Origin of the sequence: Paenibacillus sp. FSL H8-0122, assembly GCF_038005345.1 — a bacterium.
GTDB lineage: Bacteria > Bacillota > Bacilli > Paenibacillales > Paenibacillaceae > Paenibacillus_AQ.
Window position 1 is genome coordinate 2824204 of the sequence record NZ_JBBOTB010000001.1, and the last position, 16551, is coordinate 2840754.

14 protein-coding genes and 1 pseudogene are annotated in these 16551 nt (G+C 51.3%); all 15 read right to left on the reverse strand.

Features of this window, described 5'->3' with window-relative positions:
• Positions 1-12: 12 nt before the first annotated feature.
• The 15 genes and pseudogenes from NSS64_RS12420 to NSS64_RS12490 all read right to left on the reverse strand — a co-directional run bounded on the left by NSS64_RS12420 (position 13) and on the right by NSS64_RS12490 (position 16369).
• Positions 13-825 carry a hypothetical protein gene (locus NSS64_RS12420; RefSeq protein ID WP_341140293.1) on the reverse strand — a complete coding sequence of 271 codons (813 nt, stop codon included), beginning with the start codon at positions 823-825 and terminating at the stop codon, positions 13-15.
• Positions 822-1510 (reverse strand): annotated as a pseudogene (locus tag NSS64_RS12425) (ATP-binding cassette domain-containing protein). The gene NSS64_RS12420 and the pseudogene NSS64_RS12425 overlap by 4 nt, the downstream one beginning before the upstream one ends.
• Complete coding sequence (locus NSS64_RS12430; RefSeq protein WP_341140294.1) at positions 1503-1958, reverse strand: GntR family transcriptional regulator; 456 nt, start codon at positions 1956-1958, stop codon at positions 1503-1505. Before NSS64_RS12430 ends, NSS64_RS12425 begins: the two are co-directional and overlap by 8 nt.
• Positions 1959-2580: 622 nt before the next feature.
• Positions 2581-4191, reverse strand: coding sequence for a bifunctional metallophosphatase/5'-nucleotidase (locus NSS64_RS12435; protein WP_341140295.1), 1611 nt, complete (start codon positions 4189-4191; stop codon positions 2581-2583).
• Between the two features lie 24 nt (positions 4192-4215).
• Positions 4216-5043: a carbohydrate ABC transporter permease gene (locus NSS64_RS12440; RefSeq protein WP_341140296.1), complete on the reverse strand. Its 828-nt coding sequence runs from the start codon at positions 5041-5043 to the stop codon at positions 4216-4218.
• Positions 5044-5055: 12 nt separating this feature from the next.
• Positions 5056-5940, reverse strand: a complete 885-nt coding sequence (locus NSS64_RS12445; RefSeq protein WP_036690801.1) for a carbohydrate ABC transporter permease — start codon at positions 5938-5940, stop codon at positions 5056-5058.
• A gap of 85 nt (positions 5941-6025) precedes the next feature.
• Positions 6026-7321: an ABC transporter substrate-binding protein gene (locus NSS64_RS12450; RefSeq protein WP_341140297.1), complete on the reverse strand. Its 1296-nt coding sequence runs from the start codon at positions 7319-7321 to the stop codon at positions 6026-6028.
• Positions 7322-7624: 303 nt separating this feature from the next.
• Positions 7625-8917, reverse strand: coding sequence for a group II intron reverse transcriptase/maturase (gene ltrA / locus NSS64_RS12455; protein ID WP_341138973.1), 1293 nt, complete (start codon positions 8915-8917; stop codon positions 7625-7627).
• Between the two features lie 150 nt (positions 8918-9067).
• On the reverse strand, positions 9068-9247 hold the full coding sequence (locus NSS64_RS12460) for a hypothetical protein (protein ID WP_341138972.1): 180 nt from the start codon (positions 9245-9247) through the stop codon (positions 9068-9070).
• A 271-nt stretch (positions 9248-9518) separates the two neighbouring features.
• Positions 9519-10364, reverse strand: a complete 846-nt coding sequence (locus tag NSS64_RS12465; protein WP_341140298.1) for a response regulator transcription factor — start codon at positions 10362-10364, stop codon at positions 9519-9521.
• On the reverse strand, positions 10361-12160 hold the full coding sequence (locus NSS64_RS12470; protein ID WP_341140299.1) for a cache domain-containing sensor histidine kinase: 1800 nt from the start codon (positions 12158-12160) through the stop codon (positions 10361-10363). The genes NSS64_RS12465 and NSS64_RS12470 overlap by 4 nt, the downstream gene beginning before the upstream one ends.
• Before the next feature lie 165 nt (positions 12161-12325).
• A complete protein-coding gene (locus tag NSS64_RS12475; RefSeq protein WP_341140300.1) occupies positions 12326-13291 on the reverse strand; it encodes an acyltransferase domain-containing protein in 966 nt (321 codons plus the stop codon).
• 27 nt (positions 13292-13318) lie between these two features.
• A complete protein-coding gene (locus tag NSS64_RS12480; RefSeq protein WP_341140301.1) occupies positions 13319-13996 on the reverse strand; it encodes an MBL fold metallo-hydrolase in 678 nt (225 codons plus the stop codon).
• A gap of 166 nt (positions 13997-14162) precedes the next feature.
• Positions 14163-14660: a DinB family protein gene (locus NSS64_RS12485; protein WP_341140302.1), complete on the reverse strand. Its 498-nt coding sequence runs from the start codon at positions 14658-14660 to the stop codon at positions 14163-14165.
• 176 nt (positions 14661-14836) lie between these two features.
• Entirely contained in the window at positions 14837-16369 is a 1533-nt protein-coding gene (locus NSS64_RS12490) for a methyl-accepting chemotaxis protein (RefSeq protein WP_341140303.1), read from the reverse strand.
• Positions 16370-16551: the final 182 nt, after the last annotated feature.

The window sequence follows — 16551 nt, forward strand, 5'->3', positions numbered from 1 at the left end:
GTCATTCACTCCCTAAACGGTGATCTTCTTCGAGACGAGCCTGAAGCCAAGCGTGAGTGTAAGGCTCATGACAACAATATAAATGCACAAACGGATGACTGTTATCTCCCGGGGATAGAAATACACATACGGATGTAGGGAGAATGCGAATCCGATTACCGCCGCGCATGAAGCAACATACAAGATTGCATAGATTATACCGGCCAGATGGTAGCTTCGCTCAAGCAATATTGCCGTAAAGATCACAAAGACAGCCAGAATCCCGGTTCCGTAATAGACGGCAAACATTAATCCGTCTGGCGGCAGCAAGTATCGCACAAACACCAGGTTAGAAGCGACCGCTTCGGCCAGCAGCGAGGGCATCCGATATTCGGACGGAACCATCCAGTCGAATAACTGGCGTTCGAGCAGCAGCAGCAACAATTGGAAAGAAACCATAGCAAAGACAAATATGAAGATTGCACTGGCTTTGGCCATGTATACGTGTCGTCTTGCCGTCGGCAGGGTGAACAACCGGTAGGCAAACTTATCTCTACCAAACCAGTCACGGTACCAAATTCCAAAGACATACAATCCCAATACGATAAGGCTGATCAAAATAGGTATCGTGAACAAGAACTGAGAATCTCCGATGATATCGGCAAATGAAAAGTTTCGTGGAGAATGCTCTGTGAGGCGGGCTGCTTCTTTCCAGCCTCTAACTCTAAGCCGGGTAGTATACACAAGTCCGATAATTTGAATAGTAGCCGTCAAAAACATCAGGCTGAAGATAGCATATTGGAAGCGGTGAACTTCCAGATGGACAAGCTTAAGATATCGATTCAAGGGAGGAGCACCTCCTTCATGATGTCAACGACAGATTTGTTCTCCTCAATTCGGATCTGTTCGCATTCAAAACTACGGGCTACAGCTCCATCACGCAGCAAAACAGCTTTGTCGATAAGATGCTCGATCTCTCTCACTTCGTGTGTCGTCAGGAGTACACCGCGGTTACCGACCAGTTCACTGGATAACACCTCTGCGATTCTCTCCCGGTTGAACAAGTCAATCCCGGCAAAGGGCTCGTCCATAATCACATAATCGGAATCCTGAGCCAAGCCGAGTACCAGATTGAACTTGGCGGCGGTTCCTTTCGACAAGCGTCCCGCCCGTTCCTTATAATCAAGATCGAAGAAACTCATAAGTTCGTTCGCCCTCCCTATGTTCCAACTGCTATAAAAGTCTTCCATGAACCGAAGTGCATCAGAGAGCTTCATGGATGCCGAATTGCCAAATGGTCCGGGATATAGGATATCTGTTCATAAGTACCCTGGCTAATTGGCTCGCCATCAATCAGAATGCTTCCTCCCTGAATCGGTGTAAGCCCCATTAACGTTTTGAGTACAGTGGATTTACCCACTCCATTAACCCCGATCAGACAAGTGATTTCTCCCTTCGCGGCAGTGAATGAGACATTTTTAAGAACCTGTCTTGTTCTGTATTTTTGGCTAACACGTATAAGTTCAATCATCGTTCTTTCCTCCTCTTACACTATCACAAGAATCTTCCGGGGATTTCTGACTGATTTCCGTTTGCGCCTTTGTATATACCTGTTGAACCACATGCAGCAGCTCGTTAAGAGGAACATCAATGTTACGAATGGAAGCCACGAAGGCCTCAACGGCTGAGCCGAGCAGCTCCGCCCGGATCTGTGCTAATACATCCAGATCCAAAGTAACGCGGCTGGGGGAGTTACCCTCTGTTACAATCAATCCCTGATCTTCCATTTCTTTATATGCCCGCTGAGCCGTATTTGGGTTTATCTTTAACAGGGCTGCCAGCTCTCTTCTGGAAGGTATGGTCTGTCCAGACTGAATAACACCGGTTACGATTTTTTCTTTGAAAAGGCGAACGACTTGAGAATAAACAGGATCACGGCTATTGAAGGAGATACTTGCCCATTGGTTGACTGTATTCAATATTGACACCCCTTATACTCACAAGTGTATGTACTAAGTGGTTAATACACTATAGGTGTATTATGGTATTAATACATCAAGTTGTCAATAGTTGGTTAATATCTGAAAATAAGTGAACAGAAAAAAATCATCCTAAAGGATGAATAAGATTACCTTCGCGCGAACACAATTTATGCTGTTTTTCACATACATTCAGGTCGTATGCCTGCTTGCGAGTATAATGTATGCTGTTTTTCACATATATTCAGGCTGTGTGCCTGCTTGCGAACACAATGTATACTGTTTTTCACATACATTGGTCCATATGCCTGCTTGCGAGCACAATGTATACTGTTTTTCACATACATTGGTCCATATGCCTGCTTGCGAGTACAATGTATGCTGTTTTTCACATACATTGGGTCCATATTCCACTGTAACAGCCCATTGTATTCGGTTGTAAGCATACCCTCAGCCTTCAGTCACATTCAGCATCAAAGTCCTTCTACGAATCTTTCAAAGAACTCGTATCCACAAATTTACACACACCTTTTCCACAGCAGAAGGAAACTATAGCTTCCTATACAATAAAAAAAGAACAGCCCCCTCATTGACCATTCATCAATGAGAGGTGCTGCTCTTTTCAATCCATCCCCACAATAGACCAGTTATGATCGACCTCCGGTATGATCGTCTGACGCTCCCGGATGTAATGGACCAGCAACTCGCGGACGCTGCAGTCCGACTCCCAGTGCTTGACGGCGCTGACCAATCCCGAAGCCTTCAACATGCTGCTATACCGGTAATTGTTGACAGCAAGCTGCAACGTATCTGTATCGGCAAGCGTTCTGCCCCGGTAGGCCAGATGGATGATCCGCCGGCCAACAGGCTGCGAGATGTCGATCTGATAATTAATCCCGGCGAACATATCGTAGAGGTAGCTCGGCACCTCGGGATCGGCGGCAATCTCCGTATCCCCGGGCTGCCACTGCCGGAAATGGGCAGCGGAAGCTTCCATATAAGCCTTCAGCTCCTTGCCGGTGACCCTAACGACATACAGTACATTGTCAAAAGGATAAATTCGGTACACATCTGCATAGGTCAGCGGTCCCTGCTTCAGATCCGCCTTGTCGTTGAACAGGCTGGTGGCGGCAACATCCGCTCCGCTGGCCTCCAGCATGGCCCGCTGGATCAAGGTAATGACCGCCGTATCCTGCACACGCCCCGCCGGCAGACCGGCAGCAGTCTCTTCAGGCTGGAAATCGGCGGCCGCATAGCCCAGAATGCCGCCCTCCCCCTCTATCGAAGAGCCTCCGCCGCCTTCGGCGATGAACCGGAGGGTCTCTTCATGCGCCCCGGCGATCAGCTTGCGCAATTCCGGGTCCGGCGCCCAGCCGCTCATGTCTACCACCGTGACCTCGCGGCTCACAACCTTGGGTTGCCTGCTGTCCAGCTCCAGTGTCAGGTCGAAGCGTACAACTTCCCTTCCCCGGTCACGCGGTCCTCCAATGACCGTACTCCCAATCCGCTGGTTCACGGTAATATGCATATGGCCGACCAGCAGCACATCTGCTTCAGGAACCAGCTCTGCAATCCGTCCGGCGGCATCCGAGCCGCCCTCTTCATCGAACTCTGCAACCATGCCCGCATGGGCGCTGATCACAATCAGGTCCGCCTTCCCTTCCGCACGGAGGGAAGCCGCTATCGCCTGCGCGGTCTCGGCCATGTGTCCGAACCTTAGGCCCTCTACCTTACCTCCGTCCCAGCGCGGAACGTTGGGATTCGTCAGTCCGATAACCGCAATGCGGATGCCGTGCTGCTCAAGAATCACATACGGCTCTGCAAACGTTCTGCCTTCTGCATCCCAGACATTCGCCGCGAGCACCGGGAAGCTCAGCTCCTGCTTGATTCGCTCAATCAGGCCAAGGCCGAAGTTAAACTCATGGTTGCCCAGGGTCAGTGCAGCATAACCCATGGCATTAAGTGCTGCTGCGACCGGATGCCTGTCTTCCGGCCGCTTATTGTAGACATCGTCAGTCAGCATGTTCCCCTGAAAGATGTCTCCGTTATCGATCAGCAGAATCTCCGTCCCGCTCTCCCTAAGTTCGCGGACATAAGCGGCTACTCTGGCGAGCCCGTCATTTACGGTATCGAGTCCGTCTTCGTAACGGTAGCCCCACAGATTGCCATGCACATCCGAGGTTGCGATAATCACGATCTTGCGCAGGTTACGGCTTGCTGCCGGTTCCATCATCTCGTTCACCCTTCTTCCGTCTCATCATTTCAGAATTGCGCCTGCGGTGAAGCTCTTCTCCATCTGGTCGCTGAACAGCACATAAGCGAGCAGAATCGGCAGCGTAGAGATCACCATGGCTGCGGCCAGCGGTCCCCAGCTAATGCTGTATTGCCCGCTGAAGTTCATCAGCCCGAGCGGCAGCGTCCGCAGCGATTCCTTCTGGATGAAGGTGGCCGCCATCAGCAGCTCATTCCACACAGCGAGGAACACGAAGATGGCAACCGAGGCCAGCGGCGGCTTCAGCAGCGGCAGCACGACCTTGAAGAAGGACTTCACCACCCCGCAGCCGTCAATGAACGCAGCCTCCTCCAGCTCCTTCGGCATGCTCCGCAGGAACGCCGACAGCATATAGACGCCAATCGGCAGATTCACAGCGATGTACGGCAGGATAATCGACAGCCGCGAGCTGAGAAGGCCGAGATTCTTCAGGATCATGAACAACGGGATCAGCGTAGCATGAATCGGCACCATGACCCCCATCAGCAGAATGAACAGAATCAGACCGTTATATTTGAATCTCATCCGTGTCAGCGCATAAGCCATCATCGAAGCGAACAGCAGCACGCACAAGAGGGTAATCAGCGTAACAGATACACTGTTGAAAAAGTATTGATTCACCTTGGCGCTTACCCAGGCCTCTGTGAAATTGCTAAACCGCCACTCTGTGGGCAGCGCCCAGACCACTCCGCCGATAATCTCCGAATTATCCTTAAACGCACTTACCACAAGCCAGTATAGCGGGAACAACTGGAGGACGGCAATGAGGATCATCAGCAGATAGATGCCTGTATTTTTCGTAGTCTTCAGCATGTCCGGTCCTCCTTAATATTCAATTTTTTCACGGGTCAGCACTTTATTGAGTACCCAGGCAATGATCAGACACTCCAGCACCATGAACACGGCAAGTGCGCTGCCGTAGCCGAAGTTCTGCTTCAGGAACGCTTCCTGGAACATTTTCAGGGCAATCATGGTCGTGGAATGCAGCGGTCCGCCATTCGTCATCACATACACACTTTCAAAAGTCTTAAGCGCATAAATCACGTTCAGCACGACACAGATCCGCAGCACATCAGACAATAACGGAAGCGTGATATAACGGACGGCCTTCCAACCGACAGCACCGTCCAGCTTCGCGGCCTCATAGTACTGCTCTGAGATACCCTGGATACCAGCGAACAGGATCAGCATGTTATAGCCTACATAATGCCAGGTCGTTACGATCAGGACTGACAAGAGTGCCGTCTTGGTATCTCCAAGCCAGGCCTGGGCCCAACTGCCGAGGTGAGCGGCTTCCAGCAGCGTGTTCAGCATCCCTATGTTCGGATCGTAGATTTTGACCCACAGCAGACTGACCATCGTCGTTGACATAACCACCGGGAAAAAGTAAATATTGCGGAACCATTTGCGTCCCTTCATTTTGCGGGAGACCAGCAGCGCCAGGCCGAACGAGAGCGGAAGCTGGACGAACACGCCTGTCAGCAGGAAGGCCACACTGTTCCATACCGCCTTCCAGAAGCTTTTATCTGCGGTGAACATCTTGGTGTAATTGTCCAGGCCCACGAAGGCCATAGGGTTGATTCCGTCCCACTCCTGGAAGCTGTAATACGCTGTCATGAGGATCGGCACGAAATAGAAGACCAGAAATACGGTTAAACCGGGCACTAGAAACAAAGCGATTAATTTCTTATCCGAGAGCGCTCTTTCCATCACTATCCACCTATCAGAGTGCAGAAAAGCGATGCGGTCCAAGAGACTGCATCGCCTTTCCCCTATTATATTTGTAAAACGTGTCCTACTCTGCCGAACGGAGCAAGGTTTCCAGCTGCGCAGTGTATTCCTCAGGCGTCAGATTGCCCCCATAGAGCTGCTGCGTCATATCGCGGTATTCCTGACCTGTATCTGCCGACAGCAGGCCGAACCACATCGCCTGGGTTTTGGCCGTTTTGCTGATATCGGAAGCATAAGCGGAGAGCTGCTCATTCTGCGACTCCGACTTCACTTCGCTGGCTGCATAGCCCGGCAGGCCTTTGCGTATGAACTCATCATTCAGCTTGAGGGACAGCTTAATGGCGAACTCCTTGGCTTTGTCCAGGTGCTTGGAGCTGTTGTTCACGAACAGGGAGTAAGGCGCGGCCGAGTTCTGGAAGCCGATCGTTGCACTGTAGACATCCTCTGCACCCGTCTTCGGGAATGCGATATATCCGAGGTTATCGCCCATGGCCTTCGACAGCGCGCCGAAGTTGAAGCTGCCGTCAATCCAGATCAGAGCCTTATTGTTCTTGAACAGCTCCTGGGCATCCAGGTAAGCCGAGCCGAGGAAGCCCTTCTGGAAGGCATTGCTGCTTACCAGGGTGGCTACCTGCTTCGCTGCATCTACAAATGGAGCATCTGTAAACTTGGCATCCCCTTTAATCGCATTATCGAAGGCGTTAACGTCCTGACGCGCTACAAGCAGGTTGTACAGCAGATCGCCCTGCCATCTTTCCTTGCCGCCGAGGGCGATAGGGATGATCCCTTTATCTTCGGCCTTGGTTACAAGCGCCTGAAGATCGTCCCAGGTTGCCGGAGGCGTAGCGCCCAGATCGCTCATCAGCTTTTTGTTATAGTAGAAGACCAGGGTTGTACTGATGTTGGAAGGAACGGAATAGATATTGCCGTCTTCCTCCTTCACCAGCTGGTTGTCCAGAAATTTCGCGCCAAGTCCCGTAGAATCCAGGGTATCGTTCAGAGGAGCTACCGTTTTGGATTGCAGAACAGGTGTCCGGTAGGACTTCCCGGCATGCTGCTGGAAGACATCCGGCAGCTCATTGGCAGCCAGCGCAACACTGATTTTGGTCTTGTAGGTCTCGTCCTGTATGTACTCATAATTCAAATCCACGCCGACTTCCGCTGCGGTAGCCTCGGCAGCAGCCTGATACATCGGATCTGCATCGAACATCCATAAGGAGACAGATTCCTTGCCTTCCGCCGCTTTCGCATCCTGATTCTGAGTTGCCTCTTCGTTACCATTGGCTCCTCCGCAAGCACTAAGCACTACACTGCTAAGCGCGATGGATGCTGCAACTACCCCAAGCTTTTTTCCGAACATTTGTGTTGGACCACCTTTCAATATTTCGGGTTTTGACTTACAGGTATCATCTTAACAAGTGAACCGCCGTGTACGAATGGAGATATATTGGTTCTAACAGTAAAATTTTTAGGTGTGTTAGGTAACTTTACACTCAATTTACGGGGCGTTCCCATGTTAACGGCAGCTTTACACAGGGTTAACTTTAATCAGTGAAAAGTTCTAGAGTAAAGGGCTGGAGTAACCCAGCCCCTCCTCATCAAACCGTACGTGAGGTTTTCCCTCATACGGCTTTCCGATGTTTGTCATTCATGGGCATGCAGATTACAATAGCGTTTTTAGTCCGCACTTATTGGCCATATACTTGACCTCCGGGAATGAACTCATCCATCTCCTCCGATTTCTCTTCTTTGCATACCACCGGGTGAATCGCTGCAGAATATACCAATCCAGCTTCGCTAACCTCTTTTGGCTATACTTCGTGTAATAATAATTTCTCCATCCCTGTATCTTGGGATTGAGCCATTCCACGTGTTCCTCAAACGATTTCCAGCGCATGCCGGGTGGTGCTAATCGGTCTTTGACCACGCCCCGGATACGTTCCTCTGCCTTCTTCGTTAGCCACTGCTGTGTGGTATAGTACACCTTCCCTTGAGAGGTTTCTGCTTTCGTTTTTCGGTGGTGCATTCCTAAGAAGTCGAAGCCTTCGTCTCCTGTCCACAGACCTACAATGCGGGTTTTGGTCGGATGTAGCGTGAGTTCCAGACGTTCCATAATGTTGCGGATGAGTTCATACGCATGTTCCGCATCCTTTTTGGTTTTACAGACCACAACGAAGTCGTCTGCATACCTCGTCAGTTCTCCCAGCCCACTTCCGTGTTTCTCCCATAACCAATCAAAGTAGTTCAAATAGATATTCGCCAGCAGTGGCGAAATCACGCCACCTTGGGGTGTCCCTAAATCGGAGCGCCGTACGTTTCCTTCTTCCATCACTCCCGCATGTAGCCACTTCCGTATCAGCTTCAAGATCCGCCTGTCATTGATACGCATTTGTATTAACTTCATGAGCTTCTCCTGATTGATATTGTCGAAGTAGCCTTGGATATCGATGTCGACTATCCAATTTCCTTTGCGGTTGCAGGCTTTACGGATTCGCTCCAACGCTCCTTTCGCACTTCGTTTCGGACGAAATCCGAAGGAGACTTCTTTAAAATCGGCTTCAAAGATGGGTTCAATCACCAGTTTCGTTGCCATCTGTAGGACTCGGTCACGCACGGTAGGGATGCCTAGCGGTCTTGGCTTCCCGTCTTTCTTTGGGATATAGTGCCGACGTACGGGCTGCGGATGGTAGCTGCCTTCTTTCAGTTCTCGCTCGCATTCCTTGAGGAATCTTGTTTCTCCTTGTTCTTCAATATCTGCGAGCGTCACGGCATCCACTCCCGCAGCTCCCTTATTCGCTTTCACCCGTTTCCAGGCTTCGCCTAGCACATCCCACCGGTAGACTTTGTCATACAAGGCGTGGAATTTACGCTTGTTGTTCTCCTTGGCCGCATGACCTAGCTTTTCTTGGAGTTCTTGAACTTTTTCCTTGGGTGTCGTTAGCCGCTTGGCATTCACTCACTCGTACCTCCTCCAAAAGCGTAAACAAAGCAGGGCTCCTTCCCTCCCTAAGGTTATGTTGTCCTTAGGTTCTTCGGTACTATGAGCCCCTCGGACTCCCTTCCCACAGACGGTTCACTTCGTCTTCTGGACTTATAGAGCGTCTCTTTACGGGTTCCTTAAAAAAATTTTTTTCTTTTTTTTTCTCCCGTGTGGGGGAGGGTCTCCCCAGTTCACTGCATTATCTTTCAATCCATGCCGTTCCCTATACGCCGGAGGATTCTTCACTGCTGTTCCAAGTTCTGTACAGTTTCCTTGGCCTTCGTCTATTGATTCGAGACTCGGCATCCTCTCATCCCCTTCGCAGGGCCTTTTTGACGACGCGGCAAGATTCACTTCATGTTGCGGCCTGGATTGTTGCTCGCCCAGTCTCTGACCGGTACTTTTGTCGATGCGCTTTTACGCACAGATTTCGCCATGCGCAAGCATCCTAGCTACAAAGGTGGCTTGGTCCCTCCTTTGGTTGGACTTTCACCAACTAGATAATGCGTGCCTCTGGGCACGCATTCAAACGAAAAAGCCCGGCTGCAAAACACCGGACTCTAAGTATAGCTGCTCTTTAAGTATCCGAATAGGAACCGCCGTATACGGTATTCGGAGTCATTCCGTAGCGTTTCTTGAAGCATTTGCTGAAATAGAACGGGTCTTTATAGCCCACCTGCCGGGCAATCGTCGCAATCTTGGGTGCCGGGGCTTCCTCCCCGGAGGCCCCCTGGCTGAGCAGCTTCATGGCCTCGCCAAGACGGACGTTCGTCACATATTCCACAAAAGACTCGCCGGTCTCCTTCTTGAACGCATGGCTTAAATAGCTAGGATTCACAAACAGGGCGCTGGCCGTACTCTGGAGTGACAATGTATCCTCGGCATAATGCGCCGTCACATAGGCAATGGTCTTGCCGATTAAGGCCGTGCCGCTGCTCTGCCGCTTCGGCGTACGGGCATCGCCTGCCTGCGGCTCCTGCACATCCCCGGCTTTGATTCTGAGCCGGTTGATGTAGCGCTCTGCCTCCCACTTCTCCGTCAGCTGCGTGCGGATCGTGTGGAGAGCTCGTTCCACCGCATCCTCATCCACGGGCTTCAGCAGGTAATGGTCCGCTCCAAGCGATATGGCCTGCTGGGCATATGAGAAATTATCGTAGCTGGTGATAAAAATCAGCTTGGCCGCCGAATTCAGCTTCCGGACCTCCTGAATGAAATCAAGCCCGTTCATATTCGGCATCTCAATATCCGTAATGATAAGATCAATCGGCTGCTCCCCGATGATTTGCAGCGCGGCCATGCCGTCATCCGCTTCTGCGGCGACCTCGAACCCGGCGGCCTCCCAGTCCACCAGACGGATCAGGAGCTGCCTGAAATAATATTCGTCATCCACAATCAGGACGCGGGCTACCGGTGCTGTACTCATAGTCTGACTGTCCCCTCTTCCTGTTCGTTCGTCTGCTTAAGCAGCGGCAAGCGCATCTTCACTTCTACGCCCTTGCCCGGCTCAGAGGTTAGTAGGATTCCATAGGCTCCGCTGAACCGCAGGCGGATGCGGTCCTGAATATTTCGGAGTCCGAAGCTATACCTGTCTGCACTGTCATGTCCGGACCAGATCCTCCGCTGCTGCTCTTCGCTCATGCCTTTGCCGTTGTCGCGGACAGTGAAGCAGAGAAGGCTCTGTCCATTCGTGGTTTCCGCTTCGCAGGTAATTTCACACCAGCCTCCGTCCGCCATCCCTCTAATGCCATGGTGGATCGCATTCTCGACCAGCGGTTGAAGCAGCATGGTCGGCACCAGGCAGGACTCCAGCCCCGGCTCGAACCCTATCCGGTAGTTCAGCTTAGGGAAACGGATCTGCTGAATATACAGGTAGCTCTCCAGATGCTTCTGCTCCTGGGCCACCGTAATCAGTTCCTGTCCGTTGCTAAGTGATATTCGGTAGAACTCACCCAGCGCCTTCAGCATCTTGCTGATGTCCTTCGCCCCCGACATCACCGCCATTGCCCGGATCGTATCCAGTGTATTATATAGGAAATGCGGCTTAATCTGCGAATAGAGCAGCCGCAGCTCCAGCAGCCGCTTAGTCTTCTCTTCCGTCTCCACCTGGACCATCAAGCCCTGGATGCGCTCCACCATTTCATTGAAGGTAGCTCCGAGCCGCCCGACCTCGTCCTCAGAATCGGCGGCGGCGCGCCGTTCCAGATTCCCGCTGCCCACTTCGACAATCACCTCACTAAGCTGGCTGAGCGGCCGGGTCAGCCGGCGGGCGAACAGAATAGACAGAAGCACGGCCGACAGGATGCTGATCAGGCCAAACCCGGCCAGCAGCAGAGCGATTTTCCAGTACCCGTAGGTTAGCTCCGATATCGTCACCAGCTGGACTACCTTCCAGTCATAGGGAGCAAGACTCTGCATGGATACTAAATAACGGTCTCCGGCGACCTCCTGGGTCCGGGTCCCTTGAGAGACTGACTTGACCCAATTCGTGAGGGATTCCTCCGGGGCCGGCTGGTTCACCCTTGTGGCTTCATTCGCAGAGATGATTCTTCCATACCGGTTAATGACCAGCGTAGCGCTCTCCGGGTTCTGTTCATTATGATAGAGGCGGGCAAGCGTCCGCTCGTCAATGTTGACATAGATATAGCCAAGCGGGGTCCCGCTCTCCAGGCTCTTAATCACCCTGCCCACACTGATCATATTCTTATGCTTCATCCCGGACAGGAAGGCAGGTGTCAGCGAATCCGCCCACACCGCCCCGCCTCTGGCTGCATCGATCTCCGATTTGGGATAGATTCCCAGACTCTCCCGGGTCACGCCGGTCAGATTGGAGGTGTAATAGAGATTGCCGCTCAAGGATTCTATAATTACGGAATCAATATTCGGCTCGGTTACTAGCATCGCTGCAAGTGTATTGTAGATCGACTTCAGTGCAGCAACATCATTGCCGGTACCGGTATCGCTGCTGAGCAGCTTCTGGGTGTCCTGATTGATCAGCACGAACTTGGTGAAATTCTGGACCGACTGGAACACCGTCTCCATCGACTGCTTGACCAGCTTCACTTCCTGCTGTGAGCTTGCCGTGGTTCTCTCCAGGGTCTGATTGAAGACAATCCGCTGAATGCTGACCATGAAAATCACCAGTGCCAGCAGGACAATCAGGAGGTTGCTTAGCAGAATCTTCCGCCGCAGCGGCATACTTCCGCTGAATAGAAAGGGCATATACGCCCTTAACCTCTTTGAGAGGGATGGATATGGCATGAACCGCTTCATCGTTCCCTCCGTTACATGTATGGTTGTACATGTATTATACACAAATTGCAACAACAGAAAAGCAGCGGCTCTCCATAACTTAGAGAAAACGCTGCTTGAAGGGATTGGGCTTAATCAGACTTCTAAGGTATCATTCACAATCTCATTCAGCTTCTTCAGCTCGCTGGCCATCGGTGTAATCACTGACCGGACCTTATGGGCCAGCGGCTTGCCGAGAATATACTTGCTGAAGTTCTCCAGTGTACCCGACGGGCTCAGATCGAGCAGCAGCCGCGGCCCGCCGGCAGTCAGACCCTCCAGGGCTGTGCGGAAATTCATCGGCTTCCTCACCACATCCCACAGGAAGGATTCATCCACCGTCTGCACCTTCCCCCCGGTCATGGCCGATACCAGTGTCACTCCCGGAGTAGGCGTCTTGTAATCGATCTTTTGCATATATGTACGATAAGGCTTCTCCAGTTCATCGATGAATGAGGAATGGAAGGCGTAGCTCACAGGCAGCCTTAGACTGGCCACCCCCTGTGCTCTTAGGAACTGCTGGATTTCGCCGGTATGCCCGCTTCTGCAGGCGATGGTGAAGTGCTTGTCGAAATTCACAGCGATCAGTTCGGAGCGGGTGTTCAGCTCGGCGTTCGCGTGATAGAGCTGCACATGATCCAGAACGGCAATCATCGCGCCGTTGTCGCAGGTATCCTCTAGCAGCCGTACTTGCGTCACAATCAGCTCCAGCACCTGTTCAGGCGTCAGTACCTTAGCCACCGCCAGCGCCACATACTCCCCGAGACTGACTCCCAGCGTGTAGCGTGGGGTGATTCCTTCAGCTTCCAGAGTCTCCGCCAGCGCGTATTGCACCATGAAGATTGCAGGATGGGAAAAGACAATATTTTCGAAGCTGGCACCCTTACCTCGTGAGTTCTGATACAGTTCTTCAATCACGCTCTTGCCGGTCAGCTGATGAACAATCCGGTCCAGGCGTTCCATCGATTGCCGGAATACCGGCTGCTTCCCGAACAATTCAAGCCCCATTTTATTATATTGCGAGCCTTGCCCGGAGAACATAAATACGATTTCGCTGTGCATTTCCGTCCCCCCTGATTGTAGAGCGGCTTATTTGAAATCAAGCAGTCTGGCATTATTCTTACGGTTCCTGAATTTCACAAAATGATTGATATCATCAATCTGGAAATACAGATTATTTTTGTAGAGATAGCTCATCTCCTTGCCTGGCGGATCGCCGAAGGAATGTCCCGGGTATACCCGGGTGCTGGGAGGAATCAGCCGGATGAGCCGGTGGATGCTGTTGAACATATCCTCAGCCGAGCCTCCGCTACTGTCGCATAAGCCGCAGCCTTCAATAAATACCGTATCCCCGGAGAACAGATGGTCCTGCCCCCAGTAACAGACACTTCCCTGCGTATGGCCGGGCGTCACAAGACAGGTAATCCGTGAATCACCGATACGAATGAGGTCCATGTCCTCGACGGTTCGGAGCCGGTTGCAGCGGTATTTATAGTAATCTGCCTCGGTTTTGGAGATGTAGACAGTAGGATGGTAGAGCAGTTCAAGCTTCTTCACCATATTGGTATGATCAAAATGAGAGTGGGTCAGCAGAACAGCCGTGACTGTGGCCTCATGCGAATCCAGAATACGGATCATCTGCGATACATCCCAGGATGGATCAACTACAAAAGCTTTGCGGGAAGTCTTGTCAATACCGAGATATGCGTAGTTCAGGAAATTCATGCAATGCGTTTTAATCGTAAACAGATCATAGGTTGCTTCCATGCCCGCCTCCTTGAAGATTTGATAGATCTAATTACCATAATTTTCAGGATGAATCTACTAAATTATCATCTACTTTTTCACGAACTGTCAATGAATGTTATTGCTTCCATACCAAAAAGTCTGCAACCTGAGATTGCAGACTTTTCCACATTTCGGATTATTCTCTTTAAGCAGGATATCCGCCCCCTGGCGGAGGCCAAGCCCCTTGCAGACGGCGGAGCAGAACAATCTCCCCCAGATGGTAGGAGTTATGAGAGGCAATGTTGCGCAGGAGGCCACCCTTGGTCTCCCCTGGAAAATGGGCTAACGCTTCGTTAAGCTGGACGGTCTGAGCAATAGCAACCGCCTTATCGACCCCTTCCAGCAGATGCGTAATCGCTTCTTGAAGCTGCGCCTCATCTGCAGGAGCCTTCTCCGCAGGCCAGCTCTCCTGGGCACTTGCAGGCGGCTGCGGGCGGCCGCCCTCCAGATGGGTCAGCATGAAGTCCTGCCAGTAGCCCATATGCTTCACCAATTGATAGATGGAGTAGGGAATTCCCTCTATAGTATAACCTGCAAGCTCCAGCGTCAGATCCGGCAAGGCCCGGGCGATCGGGATATGTCCGCGTTCCCCCACCAGAGATTTCACCAGCGCTTGACCAAAAGCATGATTGGATTCGGACATCAGTATGCTCCTCCTATTAATTGCGCGAAATATAATTTATGGAAACCAAATATAGCCGGATTCTAACGATTTGTCAATGCTGATATCGAATCTGATTTGCAGCACAAAAAGCGAAACGCTTGAAGCTCCATTTCGCTTTTTGATCTCAGGCTATAGTGTTCCATTCCAGTTAGCCCTTATAAAGTACGCAGAATACCTAACAGCTCCTCCGACATTCTGCTTACTTCTTCTACAGAAGCATTGACCTCTTGTGTCAAAGCAGCCTGTGCTTCGGTCAAGCTGGACATGCCGTTAATGGTGCTGATAATATGATCGATGCGGTCATTCATCTCCTGCGTAGTTTTCTCAATATTATTCGAAGCCATCTTGCTGTGGTCTGCGAGCTTGCGCACCTCGCTGGCCACAATAGAGAAGCCCCGGCCATACTCTCCCGCATGAGCAGCTTCAATGGAAGCATTCAGCCCGAGCAGACTGGTCTGATTGGAGACCTCGCTGATGAATTTGGTGATTTCTTTGGTTTCATTCGTTTTTTCTTTCACATCAACTGCAGCCTTGTAGGATTGCTCCTGGACTTCGGCAATATCCTGGGCCTGCTCTGTTACCGATACAATCCCGTGAACAATCTCGTTAATCGCAGTCAGCAAGCCTTCCATCTGCAGGTTTACCCGCCTAATTGTATCCTCTTTATTGATTTCCTGCGTAATATCACGAATCGTTCCTGCTACCCGCAGAGGGATACCCTGCTCGTCCCGGATCGTTTCACCGCCTGCGTGATACCAGCGATACTCGCCATTTTTGGAGCGTAACCGGTAGTTCACTGTATAGTCCGTCTGCCCGGTGTAATCATTCAGATGATTGGCGAAGGCGTCCAGCGTGGGCTGAAGATCCTCGGGGTGTAGCTGGTTGCTCCAGCTGCTTAACAGGTTCGGGAAATCATGCTCGCCTTCAAAACCAATTGTTCTGCGGAATTGCTCCGACCACCAGAACTCATTATCCGGGTTGACCGGATCGCCTGCGATAACCACCATATCCCAAGGTGCTTCCACCAGGGCGCGGTTCACCAGATCATAGCGGACCACCAGTGCGCCCAGCTCGTCCTGCTTGATTTTTTTATCATGAATATCCAGCAAAGCTCCGGCTACCATAATAGGTGATCCGTCAGCGGCACGTACGGTTGTGCCCGTCGCCTGGAACCATTTGTACTCGCCTGCTTTCGTCTTGAGCCGGTATTCAATGTCGTATTTGATCGTGCCCGTCCGGTCCAGCATATGATCTGCGAACAGCTGCAGTACGCCCTCTTTATCCTCGGGATGAAGGCAATTGGACCAGCTCTCCAGCACATTGGGGAAATCATGCTCATCCGTATAGCCGATCATCCGGCGCAGCTCATCGGTCCACCTGAACTCATTGAGCGGATTCACCGGATCCCCCTCATACACATCCATTTCCCACAGGGAGATCTCAATCGCTTCAGTGATCATCTCCAACCGAACCTTGTAATAGTCCTCACGCTTATGTATCACGGACGTTAGTCGCGTTAACAATGCTTGCAGTTCACCTGCGGCTGCATCATAAGATGTATCGGATAACTCTTCTTCCCCGCGTTCAGCCCGCTCCACATAGTTTCTTAATAGTCCGATCAGCTGATGGTCTGTTTGGGGGGGCGCACCTGCGGGGGTAATTCCTTTGAATTTGTTCAGAATGGACATATAATTTCATTTCTCCTCATCTAGTGGTGTCAACTGCATCGGGAAGACTAGATTGAGTATATAACACGCCTGAACTTTAATATATAAATTTATATTTAAAATTTAATATAAAACAGCGGCAGAATAAGACTTGACAAAAAGCCTCAGACTGCCGCTGTTATTTGACTAAACGTTTCCCGGTT